We start from the raw sequence: 15,828 nt of genomic DNA on the forward strand, positions 1-15,828 counted from the left end.
TTCCCCATGCGGGTGTTGTATTCACCGCCCTCCCGACGCAGAGATCGCATCGGCCGCGTCTGTGAAGTGAGCAGTACCCAGATGGAAAATTCTCTTCCCATTATGGGTAGTTTTTTACCCTTTCTAGGTAAATTCCGTCATTTGATCCGCTTTGATCTTGCAATCCTCTAAGCGCTAACTCACACCACCCCCTGCCCCGCCACAAACACCACCCCATCACCCCCACCCCCACTCTGCCGCAGCCGCCCCTCTGCCTCCAGTGCCTCCAGCGACACATCGGCACCGAGATCAGTCGCCACACCTTCCAACGTCAACCCAACCCACCGGTCGCGGCCGGCATGCTTGGCGCGGTACAGCGCGGCGTCGGCGATGCGCAGGCTCAGCGGCCAGTCGCCGCCGGGGTGGGCGGGGAACAGGCTCACGCCCATCGAGACGGTGAGGGTGATGCGCCCGCTCGGGCGCACCAGCGGGTCGGCCTGCAGGCGTTCGCGCAGGCGGCGGAACAGGCGCGGGGCGTCGGCCAGGGTGCCGCCGGGGCAGATCCACAGGAATTCTTCGCCGCCCCAGCGGGCGATGATGTCGGTGCTGCGTGCGCACTCGCGCAGCAAATCGCCCAGGTGCATCAGGGCGTGGTCGCCGCCTTCATGGCCGTGCAGGTCGTTGACGCGCTTGAAATGGTCGACATCCAGCAGCGCGATCAGCAGCGGTTCCTGCGTGCGCTCCGGCGTCGCGGCGGCCTCGCGCGCCTGCAGCCAGGCGGTGACGTAGCGGCGGTTGCGCAGGCCGGTGAGCGCGTCCTCTTCGCTCTGGCGGCGGATGGTGGCGGTGAGCTGTTCCAGTTCGTGGTGCTGGGTCTGGATCTCGTCGTTCTTGCGCGCCAGTTCGGCGTTGATGCGCCGGCGCACGCGGCCTTCGCGCACCTTGAGCAGGAAGAAGCCGGCCAGCGCCAGCAGCGCAGCCAACAGGCCGTAGAGCGCGCTGCGCTGGCGCTGTTCGCGCGCCTGCAGTTGCGCGTAGGCGGCCTGTTCGGCGGCGCGGGTGCGGCCGAGCGCAGCCAGTTCGCTGTTCTTGCGCGCCAGGTCCACCGCCGATTCGAGCTGCGCGATGCGAGTCTTGGACTCGACGTTCACCGCCTCGTCGTTGACCGCCTTGTATTCGCGCATCAGCGCCAGCGCCTCGCGGTCGCGGCCGAGCGCATCGAGGTTGTCGATCATGCGCGGGTACAGTTCCAGCCGCCGCGTCACGTTGTCCGACAGCGCGAACAATTGCCGCGAACGCGCGAACGCGGCGGCGGCGGCTTCGCGCTGGCCGAGGTCGGCCAGGGCAGCGCCGAGGGTGGAATAGACGATGGCGCCTTCGCCGTTGTCGCCATGATCGCCCGTGTGCGCCGCATTCTCCAGCAGTGCGGCCGCTTCGCGCAGCAAGGGCAACGCTTCCTGCGGGCGACGCTGACGGGACAGCACGTTTGCGAGGTTGTTGAGCGGCCCGATCAGCGAGGCATTGCCGTCGGCGCGCGCCGCCGCCAGCGCCTGCCGATAGATGGCCTCGGCCCGCTGCAGTTCGTCGGCGCCTTCGTAGGCCGACCCCAGATTGCCGAGCACGGCTGCGCGCGGCAGTCCTTTGCGCGGCTTGGCGTCGTACGCCGCAAGGGCGCGCTGGCCGTAGGCGATCGCCTTCTCCCATTCGTGGGCGTAAATGAACACCGCGGTGGCGTTGTGCAGCATGGCGGCATCGTCCGGTTTGCCCAGCGCCTTGCCCACCCGCTCCACCTCGAGCAGGGCAGCGATGGCATCGGGCATGCGTCCCTGCTGCGAGGCCACGATGAAGATGATCTGGTTGGCGTTGTACTCCACCAGGTCGGGATGCTTGCGCACCTTGGACAGGGCGATGCGGGCCACGCGCGAGGCGTCGTCCTGCGCACCCATCCGGTAGTAGGACGCGGCCAACTGCCGCCACAGTTCGGCAATGTGCGGGTCGCCAGGCAGTTCCGTCTCCAGCCGCCGCATGTCGGCTTCGAGTTCGGCGATGCGGGTGGCGTCGCGCGGCTGCCAGATGGCGCCGTTGAGCTGCTTGAACAGGCGTAGCCGCTGCGGCGGCGACAACGGCTGGGTGAGCAGGGCCGAGCCGAGGGCGACCACCGTCTCCGGCTTGCCGGCGGCGGACGCCGCATCCACCAGTTCCAGGCCGAGGGGAACCAGGCCCTGCTTGTCGGCCGCGGCGTCCCAGGCCGGCAAGCCCATGCGCAGCGCGGCCGCCGGATCGTCGACGCGCACGGCCGCCACGCAGGCCGGCAACGCCTGCGCTGGCGCGCACGCGGGCGCCGACGTCGTCTGTGCCGCCGCGCACGGCGCGAGCACACCCCACCACATCAGCGCACCGAGCGACTGCCAAACCAAGCGACTGCGCACTGCCTTCTCCCCCAAGATGCCGCGGCGCACGCCGGAGTCCTGGGCGCGGCAGCTGCCGGCGCAATCTGGTTCCCCGCGTGCCGCTGCCCATGTGCAGCGACGCCGACCCGTGCCCTGCTATCGGCTGCGCGGCAGAGTTCTTGAATTCCATCCCATCCTGGAAGCTACTTGGTGCACAGGACGCACCAACTGAGGGCACTCAGGCGCGAGAAGCGCGGCGTTGCGATACGGCGCAACATGCGCACGTGCCCTCTCCGTCCTGGCATCGCGCGCCGGCATTCACACCGGCGGCAATTGCCGCAACCGCTCCGCACTGGGGAAGGTCCGCACGCGGTACCGCGGTGGATACAGCGACGGCTGCAATTCCATCATGTCGCCGAGCAGGGCGACCGCCGGCTCCCACTCGGCGATCGTCACGTCCGCTTCGCCGTCGTCACGCGGGACGACGAAGGCGATGTGGTCGGTCCTGGGCAGCAAGGTGTCCACACCATCGGTCCAGGTGCCGACCGAGACCTGCCGTGTGCTGTCGTTGCGGTCCTGGTAGACGTGGAACGAAGCGACGAATACATCCACGTCGTTGGCCTCGTGCAGCTTGTCGAGCAGCACCTTCTGACCGGCGTAGGCCTGCGTATCCAGCATCCGCCGCAGATCGGCCTGGCGCTGCCGAAGCGCGGGCGCCGGCAGCGCGAACGGCACGATGCGCCGCGCGTCGTCGTAGGTGAAGACCAGCCAGGAGATGCAACGGCCGTGCTCGATCGCTTCCAGGCTCAGCTCCAGCATGGCGGCCATGGCCGCAATGTCGCGGTCGCCGACCACCAGCAGGCAATCGCGCGTGGGCAGCATGAACACCGGGCGCCCCGCCACCGGCGCGCGATGCAGGACATCCGGCAGCAAGGCGCGACTGGTGTCGTAGGCGTCGTGCCAGGCGCCACGGAACACGCCGGGGGCGACTTCGGCGAAGCGGTCCTCGGTGACATCGCGGAGATTGTCGCGGGCGATGGACAGGCCCTCGTCCAGGGAGATCCCCCATTCCGGCCGCGGCCCGCCGATCAGGGTGGACGTCGAATCGGGCAGGTCCAGCGCCAGCAGTTCGACGCAATCCTCGGCGATGTCGCGGCAGGCATAGGGAAACGGCACGTCCATGCCCTTCTCGCACTGCTGCTCCAGGCGCAGGTCTTCGAACATGCCGCGGTTGCGGATCACCGGCATCAGCGTGGCGCGCAGTTCCTCGAAGCTACGTTGCTGGCGGCTTTCCTCCTGGTCGTCGAGGAAGGCGGCGACGTAGCTGTGCAGCGCCTCGTCGCGCCGGCGCCGATCGGCCTGCGTATAGGATCGGTAGGCGTTGTGCAAATGGATGGTGCCGCTCTGGCCGACCAGGCGGAACTCGTCCGGCCGGTACGTCAGCGGCTCGGCATAGCCGCGCGCCTGCAGCGTCTCCAGGAACAGCCGGGCGAATGCGTCCGGGCTGGGCGGCTTGCGGTTGAACAGCTGGTCGAACAGGCCATTGAACATCGGCACTTCCTTGGAGTGAGCCGGGCGCGACATCCGGCCGCAGGCGGAGCGCGCGGACGGTCGCTAGCCCGCCATCCTCTCGCAAAAAAGCCCCGCCGAGGCGGGGCTTTCGCTGAACGCCGCAGCGCGCGCCAGGATCAGGCGAACGGATCCTGCAGCACCATGGTGTGCTCGCGGTCCGGACCGGTGGAGACGATCGAGATCGGGCAGCCGGCCAGTTCCTCCAGCGCGCGCAGGTAGGCGCGGGCGGCCGGCGGCAGTTCGTCCCACACGGTGATGCCGTGGGTGTTCTCGCTCCAGCCCGGGAACTCGAGGTACACGGGGGTGCACTCTTCCCAGCCCTGCGCGTCCAGCGGCGCGTATTCCGTGCGCTTGCCGCGGTATTCGTAGGCGATGCATACCTTCAGCTTTTCCATGCCGTCGAGCACGTCGAGCTTGGTGATGCACAGGCCGGAGATGCCGTTGATGGCCACGGCGCGCTTGAGCGCGACGATGTCCATCCAGCCGCAGCGGCGCGGACGGCCGGTGGAGGCGCCGTACTCGGCGCCGCGGTCGCGGATGCCCTGGCCGATCTCGTCGTCCAGTTCGGTCGGGAACGGGCCGCCGCCGACGCGGGTGGCGTAGGCCTTGGCGATGCCCAGCACGTAGTCGATGGCATCGGCGCCGACGCCGGTGCCGGCCAGCGCGCCACCGACGGTGGTGTTGGAGCTGGTGACGTAGGGATAGGTGCCGTGGTCGATGTCCAGGAGCGCGCCCTGCGCACCCTCGAACAGCACGCGCTTGCCCTGCTTGCGCAGGTCGTGGAGGATGCCCGCCACGTCGTACTTCATCGGCTGCACGTACTCGCCGAAGGCCAGCGCTTCGTCGAAGGTCTTCTGGAAGTCGACCGCCTCCACGCCCAGGTACTTGGTCAGCACGAAGTTGTGGTAGTCCAGCGCGGTGCGCAGCAGCTCTTCCAGCTGCGGCGGGTAATGCAGGTCGGCGACGCGGATGCCGCGGCGCGCCACCTTGTCTTCGTAGGCCGGGCCGATGCCGCGGCCGGTGGTGCCGATGGCCTTGCCGCCGGCGGCCTTCTCGCGGGCCTGATCCAGGGCGATGTGGTACGGCATGATCAGCGGTGCGGCCGGCGAGATCTTCAGGCGCGAACGCACTTCCACGCCGGAGGTTTCCAGCTCCTCGATTTCCTTGCGCAGCGCCGCCGGGGAGATCACCACGCCGTTGCCGATCAGGCACAGCGCGTCGGCGCGCAGGATGCCGGACGGGATCAGGTGCAGGACGGTCTTCTTGCCGTTGATGACGAGGGTGTGGCCGGCATTGTGGCCGCCCTGGAAACGGACGACGGCGCCGATTTCCTCGGTGAGCAGATCGACGATCTTGCCTTTGCCTTCATCGCCCCACTGGGCGCCGAGCACGACAACTGACTGACCCATGGCTGGGTAACTCCTGGTTTGCTGCGCGACCGTCGGGGCCACGCGGATGTGGTGGCCATGCAGGGGCGCCGGCCGGCACCGAGGCGGCCGCTCCATCGGGGAGCGTCCAGGCGGCGGCAGGACCCATACACGGAAAAAGCCAGTCGAGACGCTCGCGTGGAGCGGGCCCGGCCGGCTTTTGTGCATTATCCGGGTTTTGGGTGGCGGTCACCACCCCTTCCGCTGCCGCGTTCAGCGACCCACCCGACGGGCGCGGTCAGGCGCGCACCCACAGCAAGGCGACCAATCCCACCGCCAGGGCCACGCCGCCGGCGATCCGCAGCTGCGTGGCCGGCATGGCCAGCATCTGCTGCACCAAGCGCTTCCAGGCCTCCGGCGCCACCAGCAGGACCAGGCCTTCGAAGACGACGACCAGGCACACCGCGGCGATCAGATCGTGCATGGGGGTCTCGGCAAGCAGGGGTGGACAGAGCGCTTCGGCACCGAAGCACCGTGATCTTGTGGGAGCGACTTCAGGGCACTTCCAATAACGCCGGGAGGCGTCCTGTAGGAGCGGCGTCAGCCGCGACCGGCATTCTCGGTAAAGCCCGTCGCGACTGAAGTCGCTCCTACAAAAGGCTTGCAACGCCGGGGACCAGCCGCATGCAGCCGGCAACCCTATACATCGTCAGGGACCGGGGACCCGCTCTTGCGAATCCCCAATCCCCAATCCCGACTCCCCGCCCTCAGCGATCGCTCTTGAGGTACTGCAGGAACGGATCGTTCTTGTCGAGCACAATCACGGCGTTGCCGTCGGCCATGGCGCCGCGATAGGCCTCCAGGCTGCGGTAGAAGGCGTAGAACGAAGGGTCGGCGGCGCCGGCCTTGCCGTAGACGCTGGCGGCCTCGGCATCGCCCTCGCCGCGCAGCTTTTGCGCGTCGCGCTCGGCCTCGGCGACCAACACCGTGCTCTCGCGGTCGGCCTGGGCGCGAATGGTCAGCGCCTGCTCCTCGCCCTCGGCGCGCAGCTTGGCCGCTTCCTGCTTGCGCTGCGCGCGCATGCGCTCGTACACGTCGGTGATCACCTGGCTGTCGGTCGGCAGGTCGATCTGCTTGATGCGCAGGTCGACGATCTGCATGCCAAGGGTCTTGCTGGCCGCGTTGATCGCCACCAGCTGCTTGGCGATCAGTTCGCTGCGGTCGCCGGACACCAGCTGCTGCAGGGTGCGCGAGTTGATCTGGTTGCGCAGCGAGTCGGTGATGATCGGCGCCAGCAGGCTGTTGGCCACCTTCTCGTCGCCGCCGGTGGTGGCGCGGTAGAAGGCCCGCACGTCGGAGATGTAGCCGATCGCGAAGAAGCTGACGCTGACGTCCTTCTGCTCGGCGGTGAAGTAGCGCGCCGGGTTGGTGTCGATCACCTGGAAGCGGCGGTCGAACATGCGCACCGACTCGACCAGCGGCACCTTGAAGTGCAGGCCCGGCTTGAGGTCGGCCCGCACCACGCGGCCCAGGTTCAGCACCATCGCCGCCTTGTCCTCGGGCACCACGAACACCGAGCTGAGCAGCGCGAACAGCGCGACCACGGCGATGCCCGCCCACAATGACATTTTCATCGCTGGATCTCCTCACGGCCGGTCGGGCGCGGCGTGCGCTCCGGGTTGCGGACACTCTCGGCCGAACTGCTGTTCAACGCCGGCATCAACACCTCCTGCGGCACCGTCGGCAACGATCCGCCGGTGGTCGGCGAGGTCGGCGGGGTCGACGCGGCCGGCGCCTTGCCCTCGGCCGGCATCGGCACGTAGATCAGCTGGCGGCCATCGCCGCCGATGACCTTGCGGTTCTGCGCCAGCACCTGCTGCACGGTCTCCAGCCACAGCCGCTTGCGGGTGACCTCCGGCGCGTTCTGGTACTGCTGCTGCAGCAGGGTGAAGCGCTCGGCGTCGCCCTGCGCGCGGGCGATCGCCGCTTCCTTGTAGCCCTCGGCCACGGTGCGGGTGCGCGCCGCCTGGCCGCGCGCCTCCGGCACCACCTTGGCGGCGTAGGCCTGGGCCTCGTTGATCAGCCGCTCCTTGACCTGCTGGGCGCCGTTGACCTCGTCGAAGGCCGACTTCACCTCTTCCGGCGGCCGCGCGTCGGGCAGGGTCAGGCCGGTCACGATCAGGCCGGTGTGGTAGGCCTTCAGCGCGGCCTGCAGGCGCTCGCGCGCGGCCACCGCCATCGGCCCGCGGTTGTTGAGCACCGTATTGAGATCCGACCGGCCGATCTGCTCGCGCACCGCGCTCTGCGCGGCCTGTTCCAGCACCAGGTCAGGATTGCGCGTGCCGAACACGTAGGTGCGCGGATCCTCGACGCGGTACTGCACGTTGAGCGAGACGTTGACGATGTTCTCGTCGCCGGTCAGCACCGGCAGCTGGCTGTCGAAGGTCTTGATGCGGGTCGCATCGACCTTGCGCACGGTCTCGATCGGCCACGGCAGCTTGAAGTTCGGGCCGGGCTGCAGGATCCGCGAGAACTGGCCGAAGCGCAGAACCACGCCGCGCTGCTGCTCGCCGATCAACTGGAAGCTGCTGAACAGCAGCAGCAGTACCACCGCGCCCAGGACCCAGCGGCCGATGCCGCCGCCGTCGCCGAACAGGTCCTTCAACGGACCGGGCAACCCGCCCCACTTTCCTCCCCCATTGCCGCCACGAGGCGCCCAGGGACCGCGCCCGTGATTGTCCGGGCCGTCTCCGCCCTTGCCGCCAGGTGTATTCCAGGCCATGCATGCTCCAAGAAGGAAGGTGGCGACGCGTCGGTCACGCGCCGGTCACCGGATAGTGAGTCGCCGATTCTACAAGATGGGGCAGACCCGCCGTTTCGAAAGGGTATCTTGGTGCATTCCTGCGTACCGACCAAGGTGTTCCATGTCCGTTCCCGCCCAGTTCTCCGCCTTCCGCATCCACCAGGACGCCGCCGGCTACCACGCCGGCATCGCCCCGCTGTCGCTGGACCAGCTCAACGACGGCGAGGTGGTGATCCGCGCGGCCTGGTCCTCGGTGAACTTCAAGGACGCGCTGGCCGGCACCGGCCAGGGCAAGATCTTGCGCCGCTTCCCGCTGGTCGGCGGCATCGACGTGGCCGGACACGTGGTCGCCTCCAGCGACCCGGCGTTCAAGGAAGGCGATGCGGTGCTGGTCACCGGCTGCGGCCTCAGCGAGACCCGCGACGGCGGCTACAGCGAGTACGTACGCCTGGAGTCGAAGTGGGTGGTGCCGCTGCCGGCCGGGCTGAGCCTGCGCGAGAGCATGGTGCTGGGCACCGCCGGCTTCACCGCGGCGCTGGCGCTGCTGCGCCTGCTCGACAACCGCCAGACCCCGGCGCACGGCCCGCTGTGCGTGACCGGCGCCACCGGCGGGGTCGGCTCGCTGGCGATCGACATCTTCAGCCGCGCCGGTTTCGAGGTGCATGCGGTCAGCGGCAAGGCCGAGCGCGCCGAGCAGCTCAAGGCCTGGGGCGCCACCCAGGTGCTGGGCCGCGAGGCCCTGCAGACCACGCGGCCGCTGGACTCTGTGCGCTTCGGCGGCGGCCTGGACAACGTCGGCGGGACGATGCTGACCAGCCTGCTGGCGCAGACGGCACCGTACGGCAACGTCGCCAGCGCCGGGCTGGCGGCGACCGCGGAGCTGGACATGACGGTGATGCCGTTCATCCTGCGCGGAGTGTCGCTGCTGGGCATCGGTTCGGCCGGCACCGCCCGCGACCTGCGCGACCGCATCTGGCAGCACCTGGGCAGCGATTGGAAGCCGCGCCACCTGGACACGATCTGCACCCGCGAGGTGGACCTGGCCGGCCTGCCGGAGGTGTTCGCGACGATGCTGGCCGGGCAGTCGTTCGGGCGCACCGTGGTGCGGCTGGATCCGGGCGCGTAGCCACGCCGACGCTTTGTGACACGCAACGCTTTCCGCCTTCGCGCCGCTGCCACTACACTCGGAGCCTCCTAGGGGGAAGCACATGGCACGCATTCTGATCGTCGACGATTCGCCGTCGCAGTTGCTGGGCATCCAGCGCATCGTGGAAAAACTGGGGCACGAAACGATCACTGCCACCGACGGCGCCGCCGGCGTGGAAGCGGCCAAGGCGGCCTTGCCGGACCTGGTGCTGATGGACGTGGTGATGCCCAACCTCAACGGCTTCCAGGCCACCCGCACCCTGCGCCGCGAGCCGACCACGCAGAACATCCCGGTGATCCTGGTCACCACCAAGGACCAGGACACCGACCGCATGTGGGGCATGCGCCAGGGTGCCCGCGCCTACATCACCAAGCCGTTCTCCGAGGACGAGCTGCACGAGGTGATCGAGCGCGTGTTCAGCGGCGAGGATGCACCGAAGGGGTGAGAAGCTGGGAGTGGGGAATCGGGAGTGGGGAATGGGGACGGCAACAGCCGCTTCGTGTTCGCTGCGAGAGTGTCGTAAGAGCGGCTTCAGCCGCGACGGGCGTTACCGGTAAGGCCCGTCGCGGCTGAAGCCGCTCCTACACGGGTTGCGCGGTTTCGCGGGCGCGTGGCGCGCCAGGGCCGGTTCCGATGCGCGCTGCCGCTGCGACAGCACGCCGCAGCGGCTCGAACGCATTGACGTGTGCAGATGCATGACTGGGCCGAGACACCCTACGCGTGCAGCTACGGCCGGTTGATCGGGACGGCGTCGCGGCTGAAGCCGCTCTTACAACGCCACGGTGCGAGGGGACACCGCTTCTGCGACTCCCCAATCCCGACTCCCCAATCCCCGCAATCAAACGACTTCGCCAAACGCCTTGGCCAACCCGCGATACGCCTTGCGCTGCGCTTCGGTTTCCGGCGCGGGCGCCAGCACTTCCAGTTCGACGATCTGGTCGCCCGGCGGGGTGCCGGGCAGGCCGCGGCCGCGCAGGCGCAGCTTGCGGCCGGCGTCCGATTCCGGCGGGATCTTCAGTTCCACCGGCCCGCCCAACGTCGGCACGCTGATGCTGGTACCCAGCGCCGCCTGCCACGGCGTCACCTGCAGGGTGTAGAGGATATTGCGGCCATCGACCTCGAACTGGGGGTGCGCAGCGTACTCGATCTCCAGCAGCAGGTTGCCACCGCCGTTGCCCTGCCCGTTCAACCGGATCACCTGGCCGGGGCGCACGCCCTTGGGCACGCGCACGTCCAGTTGCTTGCCGTTGATGGTGATGCGCACGCTGTCGCCGGCATACACCGCCTCCAGCGGCACCGCCAGCTTGGCGCGGGTGTCGCCGCGCGGCGCGCCCGGTCCCGGGCCGGCGCCGCCCTGGCGGGCGCGCTGCTGGTGGGCGAACAGGCTCTCGAAGAAATCGCTGAAGCCGCCGCCGGCGCCGCCGTTGCCGAACACCTCCTCGAAATCGAAGCCCTGCGCGCCACCGTAGTTGGGCGGCGCGTGGAACTCCTCGCCCGGGCGGTAACCCTGCGCGCGCAACTGGTCGTAGGCGGCGCGCTTGGGCGGGTCGCGCAGGGCCTCGTAGGCCTCGTTGACGGCCTTGAATTTCTCCTCGGCCCCAGGCTCCTTGCTGACGTCGGGATGGTACTTGCGCGCCAGCCGCCGGTACGCGGTCTTGATCTCTGCATCGCCGGCGCTGGGTTCCACGCCCAGGGTCGCGTAGTAATCCTTGAATTCCATCCATCACCTCAAAAAAGAGTCGGCCCGCCGCCTTGCGGCAACGGGCCGGTTGCATGCGCTGCGCCATCGCCCGGCCATTCTACGGCCGACCGCAAGGGCGCGGCGTCGCGAGGGCGACGCCCCTGCGAGCGGGCGCTTACTGCACGATCGTGGTTCCGGTGTCGACCTGAATACGGCGCGGCGTGCTCGCCGGACGCTTGGGAATGCGCACTTCCAGCACCCCATGGTAGCCGGTCGCGGAAATGCCGTCCGGATCGGCGCTGTCGGGCAGCGCGAAGCGGCGGTGGAAGCTGCCGTAACGGCGCTCGATGCGCGAGAACCGCTCGCTGTCGGCGGCCGATTCGCTCTTGCGCTCGCCCTTGATCGACAGGATGCCCTTGTCCATCGACACCTCGATCTCCGACGGGTCGATGCCCGGCAGGTCGGCGTACAGCACGAAGCGCTCCGGCTCCTCCTTGATGTCCACGCGCGGCACCCACTGCGCGGTGACGACGGCCGATTCGTCGGTGCCGCCGTTGGGGTCGAAGAAACGGTCGAACACCTGCTTGATCTCGTTCTGGAATGCGGCCTGGGCCGGCCACTGGCGATAACGGACGATGCTCATCGTGGTCTCCTGAAACGTGAATGAGGTACATCCCCGAGGGGACGGTTCGCGGCGGCGGGGCCGGCCCGCCGCGCATGCCTCTCACATAGGCCTGCCGCGGCGCTTTTCAAGGCGTTGACGCCGCCTTCCCATTTCCGTTTCTAGACTCGATTCATCCAAGGAGCCCGACATGCCCATCCAGACCGGCGAACGCATTCCCGAAGTGGTGCTGCAGCGCATCCGCGACGGCGTGGAAGCCGTGGACACGCGCACCCTGTTCGACGGCCGCCGCGTGCTGCTGTTCGCGGTCCCCGGCGCCTTCACCCCGACCTGCTCGGAGAAACACCTGCCCGGCTACGTGGAACACTTCGAGGAATTCCGCAAGCGCGGCATCGAGGTCTACTGCATGGCGGTCAACGACCCGTTCGTGATGCAGGCCTGGGGCAAGAGCCAGTTGGTGCCGGACGGCCTGCAGATGTTGTCCGACGGCAACGGCGACTTCGCCAAGGCGCTGGGCCTGGAACTGGACGCCAGCAGCTACGGCATGGGCGTGCGGGCACGGCGCTTCGCCCTGTACGCCGACGACGGCGTGGTCCGCGCGCTGTTCGTCGAGGCGCCCGGCGAATTCAAGGTCTCCGCCGCCGACTACGTCCTGCAACATCTTCCCGACTGATTCCCTTATCCCTTACCCACCACAGGAAACGGCCAGCCATGTCCAACAAGCCAGCCTCCCCGAAGACCGACGCCAAGCCGCTGCAGCACACCGCCGGCCTCACCGACACCGCCACGCTGCGCGCCAATGCCCGCCAGAGCATCGAGGACGGCGCGATCACCAAGAGCTACAGCGCCGATCGCGAGGCGGTGATCAAGATGCTCAACGACGCGCTCGCCACCGAGTACGTGTGCGTGCTGCGTTACTACCGCCATTACTTCATGGCCGCCGGCATGCTCGCCGACGCGGTCAAGTCCGAGTTCCTGGAACACGCGCAGCAGGAGCAGGCGCACGCGCACAAGCTGGCCGAGCGCATCGTGCAGCTGGGCGGCGAGCCGGACCTCAATCCGGACACGCTGACCGCGCGCTCGCATGCCGAATACAAGGAAGGCGAGGACCTGCGCGACATGGTCAAGGAAAACCTGATCGCCGAGCGCATCGCCATCGACAGCTATCGCGAGATGATCAACTTCGTCGGCGACAAGGACACCACCACCAAGCGCATCCTGGAAGAGATCCTGGCCCAGGAAGAAGAGCACGCCGACGAATTCTCGGACATGCTGGAAGGCTGGATCGGCAAGTAAGCCGGACAGGCTTTCACTCCTCTCGCAGGAGCGGCTTCAGCCGCGACAGGCCGTCTCGATGGCGCCTGTCGCGGCTGAAGCCGCTCCTGCGCCGTTTCTGGCCGGGGTTTCGCGCGCGTGGCGCACATTGGCGTCCGCCAGCCATGGCATGGCCTTTTGTGGGAGTGATGAACTGGCATGCAGCCGCGACGCGCGAAGTGGCGTGCCTGCCGATGGCGCAATGCGTCGGGACTGAAGTCCCTCCCACAGTGAATCCGGCGTCGCAAGCCCCTGTGGGAGCGACTTCAGTCACGACGGGCGGTACCGGGAACGCTGATTTCAACCGAAGTCGCTTCGTTCCGGTCCCCGCTCAACGCAACACCCGGAACCGCACCTGGGTCCAGGCGCCGTTGCTGGCCAGCGCCGTCAGGGTGTGGTCGCCAGCGTCGGCGAAGTCGCGCTGGAAGATGCGCGCGCCTTCGGTACGGGCGATCCAGCGGCCATCCAGCAGCCAGTCCACCGGCGTGCTCGTGCCCAGCGCGCGCACCTGCAGGCGCACGCTGGCGCTGCCCGGCGCACGCGCCAGGGTGGCGCGGTCGTTGAGGCCTTCGATGCGCAGCACGTCGCTGCGGCCGCGGCCGTCGTCGCGGCAATCCGGCGCCAGCGCCGGCAACTGCCCGCCCTGGCGCTCGCTGGCGTGCAACCACGGCGTCAGCAACGCCGGCCAGCGCGCCAGTTCGCGCGTCACGGCCACGTGCGGCTGCGCGCAGTCCGGCGACAGCCGCAGGCCGCTGTGCGCGTCCACCTGCACGGTCTCGCGGCCGGCGCTCCACAGCCGCGCGTCGCGCTCGGCGAAGGTCGGCGGCACCGCGCCGTCCAGCGCATAGGCCGAGAAGCGGCGTTGGCACAGCGACGGCGGCGTCTGCGCGGCGGCGATGCCCAGCGGCCAGCACACCTCCACCTGCTGCACCGTCGCCGGCATCGGCCGCGGGGCGTTGTCGCCGCGCAGGCGCGGCAGGCTGTCGATGGTCTCGAACATCAGCGGCAACGCGGTCACCGCGCCGTACTGGCCGGGCAGCGGCGTGCCGTCCGGGCGGCCCACCCACACACCGACGGTGTAGCGGCGGGTGCTGCCGATCGCCCAGGCGTCGCGGTAGCCGTAGCTGGTGCCGGTCTTCCAGGCCACCCGCGGGCGCGTGCCGACGTCGAAGGTGCCGATGCCGTAGCCCGGACGCGGATTGGCCTCGAGCATCTCGCGCACGATCCAGGCCGCGCCGGGCGACATCAGCCGCCGCTCGATGCGTTCGTCGGTCGCGCTGTACCGCACGTGGCCGGCGATGCCGTCGCGGTTGAGCGCGGCGAAGGCGCCCACCAGTTCCTCCAGTTTCGCGCCGGTGCCGCCGAGGATCAACGCCAGGTTGGGCGTACTGCCGCGCGGGAACCGCAGGCCGATGCCGGCGTTGCTCAGGCGCGCGGCGAAGCGCGCCGGGCCGACCCGGTCGAGCAGGTCCACCGCCGGCACGTTGAGCGACAGGCGCAGCGCGCTGGCGGCGCCGATCGGGCCGTTGAAGGCTTCGTCGAAATTGCCCGGACGGTAGTCGCCGAAACTCTGCGGCGCGTCGACCAGCAGGCTCTCCGAATGGATCAGGCCGTCGTCCAGGGCCATGCCGTACAGGAACGGCTTGAGCGTGGAGCCGGGCGAGCGCCAGGCCTGCACCATGTCCACGTCGCCGAGCCGGCGGCGGTCGCCGAACTGCACCGAGCCGATGTAGGCACGCGCCTGCAGGTCGCGGTTGTCCACCACCAGCAAGGCCGCGGAAGTGCGCTCGGGCAGTTGCGAAAAGTAGGCGCTGACCCTGTCCTCCAGGGTGCGCTGCAGATCGGCATCGAGCGTGGAGACGATGTGCGCGGCGTGGGGACGTTGCTGGCGCAGGCGCTCGGCCAGCAGCGCGGCGTGCAGCGGCGTTTGCAGCGAGCGCGCCACCACCGGTTCGATGCGCGCGTCGTCGACCTGCGCGCGCGGCCACACATGCAACGCGACCATGCGTTCGAGCACCTTGTCGCGCGCCGCGCGCGCGGCCTCCGGATGCCGGTCGGGACGCAGCCGGCTCGGCGCCTGCGGCAGCACCGCCAGCAGCGCCGCCTCGGCCTGCGACAGGCGCGCGGCCGGCTTGCCCAGATAGGCCCAGCTCGCCGCCTCCACGCCTTCGATAGTACCGCCGTAGGGCGCGCGTTCCAGGTACAGCTGCAGGATCTGCCGCTTGCTCAGGTGCGCTTCCAGCTGCAACGCGCGCAGGGCCTGCTGCGCCTTGCCCCACGGCGTGCGCGTGCTGACCTCCGGCGGCATCAGGATGCGCGCCACCTGCATGGTCAGGGTGGAGCCGCCGGAGACGATGTGACGCGAGAACAGCCACTGCTTGGCCGCGCGCAGCAGCGCCCAGGGATTGACCCCGGGGTGTTGCCAGAACCAGCGGTCCTCGTAGTTCAGCAGCGCCTGCAGGTACAGCGGCGAAACGCTGTCCGGCGTGGCCGGATAGCGCCAGACGCCGTTGCCGTCGGCGAAGGCGCGCAGCGGCGTGCCGTCGGCGGCCACCACCAGGGTCGAGGTGTCGCGCGACTTCGGCAGCGGCAGCGGGAACGCCAGGTCCAGCAGCAGCAAGGTCGACAGCAGCGCCACCGCGCCCCAGCGCAGCCACGGCAGCAGGCGCGTCCAGCGCCGGGGGCGCCGCGCGGTGTGCGGGGCGGCGGTGTCGTCCAGTGGCATGCAGGCTCCCGATGGAAGCGGCCATTTTGCCTGTTGTACTGGCGGCGCGGCGAGCGGGGTCAAGCCGGTGCGCAGGGTGTCACGGCGATACGCGGGATTGGCGTCGGAACACCGCCAACCGTTCGCGGTTGCCGCGACACGCTTGGACGCGCTGCCGTTTTGTAGGAGCGGCCTTCGCCGCGACGGGCGTTATCGGGAACGCCCGTCGCGGCGAAGGCCGCTCTTACA

The 15,828-nt window shown here is 69.2% G+C and carries 13 protein-coding genes; 4 read left to right on the forward strand and 9 right to left on the reverse strand.

What is annotated here, in order from left to right; all coding sequences use genetic code 11:
- Positions 1-179 precede the first annotated feature (179 nt).
- The 6 genes from NKJ47_RS16115 to hflK all read right to left on the reverse strand — a co-directional run bounded on the left by NKJ47_RS16115 (position 180) and on the right by hflK (position 8,090).
- On the reverse strand, positions 180-2,273 hold the full coding sequence (locus NKJ47_RS16115; protein ID WP_254458833.1) for a tetratricopeptide repeat-containing diguanylate cyclase: 2,094 nt from the start codon (positions 2,271-2,273) through the stop codon (positions 180-182).
- A 414-nt stretch (positions 2,274-2,687) separates the two neighbouring features.
- The gene (locus NKJ47_RS16120; protein ID WP_254458834.1) at positions 2,688-3,920 is read right to left on the reverse strand and encodes a hypothetical protein; all 1,233 of its coding nucleotides are present in this window, start codon (positions 3,918-3,920) and stop codon (positions 2,688-2,690) included.
- Positions 3,921-4,057: 137 nt separating this feature from the next.
- Positions 4,058-5,350: an adenylosuccinate synthase gene (locus NKJ47_RS16125; protein ID WP_254458835.1), complete on the reverse strand. Its 1,293-nt coding sequence runs from the start codon at positions 5,348-5,350 to the stop codon at positions 4,058-4,060.
- Between the two features lie 256 nt (positions 5,351-5,606).
- Positions 5,607-5,792 (reverse strand): DUF2065 domain-containing protein, encoded by a 186-nt coding sequence (locus NKJ47_RS16130; RefSeq protein WP_254458836.1) that lies wholly within the window; start codon positions 5,790-5,792, stop codon positions 5,607-5,609.
- A 283-nt stretch (positions 5,793-6,075) separates the two neighbouring features.
- Complete coding sequence (gene hflC / locus NKJ47_RS16135) at positions 6,076-6,942, reverse strand: protease modulator HflC (protein WP_254458837.1); 867 nt, start codon at positions 6,940-6,942, stop codon at positions 6,076-6,078.
- Positions 6,939-8,090 carry an FtsH protease activity modulator HflK gene (hflK, locus tag NKJ47_RS16140; RefSeq protein ID WP_254458838.1) on the reverse strand — a complete coding sequence of 384 codons (1,152 nt, stop codon included), beginning with the start codon at positions 8,088-8,090 and terminating at the stop codon, positions 6,939-6,941. Before hflK ends, hflC begins: the two co-directional genes overlap by 4 nt.
- 142 nt (positions 8,091-8,232) lie before the next feature.
- On the opposite strand from hflK, the gene NKJ47_RS16145 reads away from it, so the two are divergent.
- Both NKJ47_RS16145 and pilH read left to right on the forward strand, forming a co-directional pair.
- Positions 8,233-9,237, forward strand: coding sequence for an acryloyl-CoA reductase (locus tag NKJ47_RS16145; RefSeq protein WP_254458839.1), 1,005 nt, complete (start codon positions 8,233-8,235; stop codon positions 9,235-9,237).
- Positions 9,238-9,319: 82 nt separating this feature from the next.
- Complete coding sequence (pilH, locus tag NKJ47_RS16150; protein WP_254458840.1) at positions 9,320-9,703, forward strand: twitching motility response regulator PilH; 384 nt, start codon at positions 9,320-9,322, stop codon at positions 9,701-9,703.
- Between the two features lie 393 nt (positions 9,704-10,096).
- Here pilH and NKJ47_RS16155 read toward each other — a convergent pair whose 3' ends face one another.
- Positions 10,097-10,978: a DnaJ C-terminal domain-containing protein gene (locus NKJ47_RS16155; RefSeq protein WP_254458841.1), complete on the reverse strand. Its 882-nt coding sequence runs from the start codon at positions 10,976-10,978 to the stop codon at positions 10,097-10,099.
- Positions 10,979-11,114: 136 nt separating this feature from the next.
- Positions 11,115-11,582: an Hsp20/alpha crystallin family protein gene (locus NKJ47_RS16160; protein ID WP_254458842.1), complete on the reverse strand. Its 468-nt coding sequence runs from the start codon at positions 11,580-11,582 to the stop codon at positions 11,115-11,117.
- Between the two features lie 169 nt (positions 11,583-11,751).
- Here NKJ47_RS16160 and NKJ47_RS16165 point away from each other — a divergent pair, with 169 nt between their 5' ends.
- Together NKJ47_RS16165 and NKJ47_RS16170 are read left to right on the forward strand one after the other, a co-directional pair.
- A complete protein-coding gene (locus NKJ47_RS16165) occupies positions 11,752-12,234 on the forward strand; it encodes a peroxiredoxin (RefSeq protein WP_010341348.1) in 483 nt (160 codons plus the stop codon).
- Between the two features lie 38 nt (positions 12,235-12,272).
- On the forward strand, positions 12,273-12,857 hold the full coding sequence (locus NKJ47_RS16170) for a ferritin-like domain-containing protein (RefSeq protein WP_254458843.1): 585 nt from the start codon (positions 12,273-12,275) through the stop codon (positions 12,855-12,857).
- 349 nt (positions 12,858-13,206) lie between these two features.
- Here the strand turns inward: NKJ47_RS16170 and pbpC are convergent, their stop codons facing one another.
- The gene (pbpC, locus tag NKJ47_RS16175) at positions 13,207-15,600 is read right to left on the reverse strand and encodes a penicillin-binding protein 1C (protein ID WP_254458844.1); all 2,394 of its coding nucleotides are present in this window, start codon (positions 15,598-15,600) and stop codon (positions 13,207-13,209) included.
- Between the last annotated feature and the right edge of the window lie 228 nt (positions 15,601-15,828).

The organism is Xanthomonas sacchari (assembly GCF_024266585.1).
GTDB classification, from domain to species: Bacteria; Pseudomonadota; Gammaproteobacteria; order Xanthomonadales; family Xanthomonadaceae; genus Xanthomonas_A; species Xanthomonas_A sacchari_C.

Bases quoted from the DNA above. Each gene is read 5' to 3' on its own strand.
- NKJ47_RS16120 (WP_254458834.1), bottom strand. From the start codon at position 3,920: ATGTTCAATGGCCTGTTCGACCAGCTGTTCAACCGCAAGCCGCCCAGC.
- NKJ47_RS16130 (WP_254458836.1), bottom strand. From the start codon at position 5,792: ATGCACGATCTGATCGCCGCGGTGTGCCTGGTCGTCGTCTTCGAAGGC.
- hflC (WP_254458837.1), bottom strand. From the start codon at position 6,942: ATGAAAATGTCATTGTGGGCGGGCATCGCCGTGGTCGCGCTGTTCGCG.
- NKJ47_RS16165 (WP_010341348.1), top strand. From the start codon at position 11,752: ATGCCCATCCAGACCGGCGAACGCATTCCCGAAGTGGTGCTGCAGCGC.
- hflK (WP_254458838.1), bottom strand. From the start codon at position 8,090: ATGGCCTGGAATACACCTGGCGGCAAGGGCGGAGACGGCCCGGACAAT.
- NKJ47_RS16160 (WP_254458842.1), bottom strand. From the start codon at position 11,582: ATGAGCATCGTCCGTTATCGCCAGTGGCCGGCCCAGGCCGCATTCCAG.
- NKJ47_RS16170 (WP_254458843.1), top strand. From the start codon at position 12,273: ATGTCCAACAAGCCAGCCTCCCCGAAGACCGACGCCAAGCCGCTGCAG.
- NKJ47_RS16125 (WP_254458835.1), bottom strand. From the start codon at position 5,350: ATGGGTCAGTCAGTTGTCGTGCTCGGCGCCCAGTGGGGCGATGAAGGC.
- NKJ47_RS16155 (WP_254458841.1), bottom strand. From the start codon at position 10,978: ATGGAATTCAAGGATTACTACGCGACCCTGGGCGTGGAACCCAGCGCC.
- pilH (WP_254458840.1), top strand. From the start codon at position 9,320: ATGGCACGCATTCTGATCGTCGACGATTCGCCGTCGCAGTTGCTGGGC.
- NKJ47_RS16145 (WP_254458839.1), top strand. From the start codon at position 8,233: ATGTCCGTTCCCGCCCAGTTCTCCGCCTTCCGCATCCACCAGGACGCC.
- pbpC (WP_254458844.1), bottom strand. From the start codon at position 15,600: ATGCCACTGGACGACACCGCCGCCCCGCACACCGCGCGGCGCCCCCGG.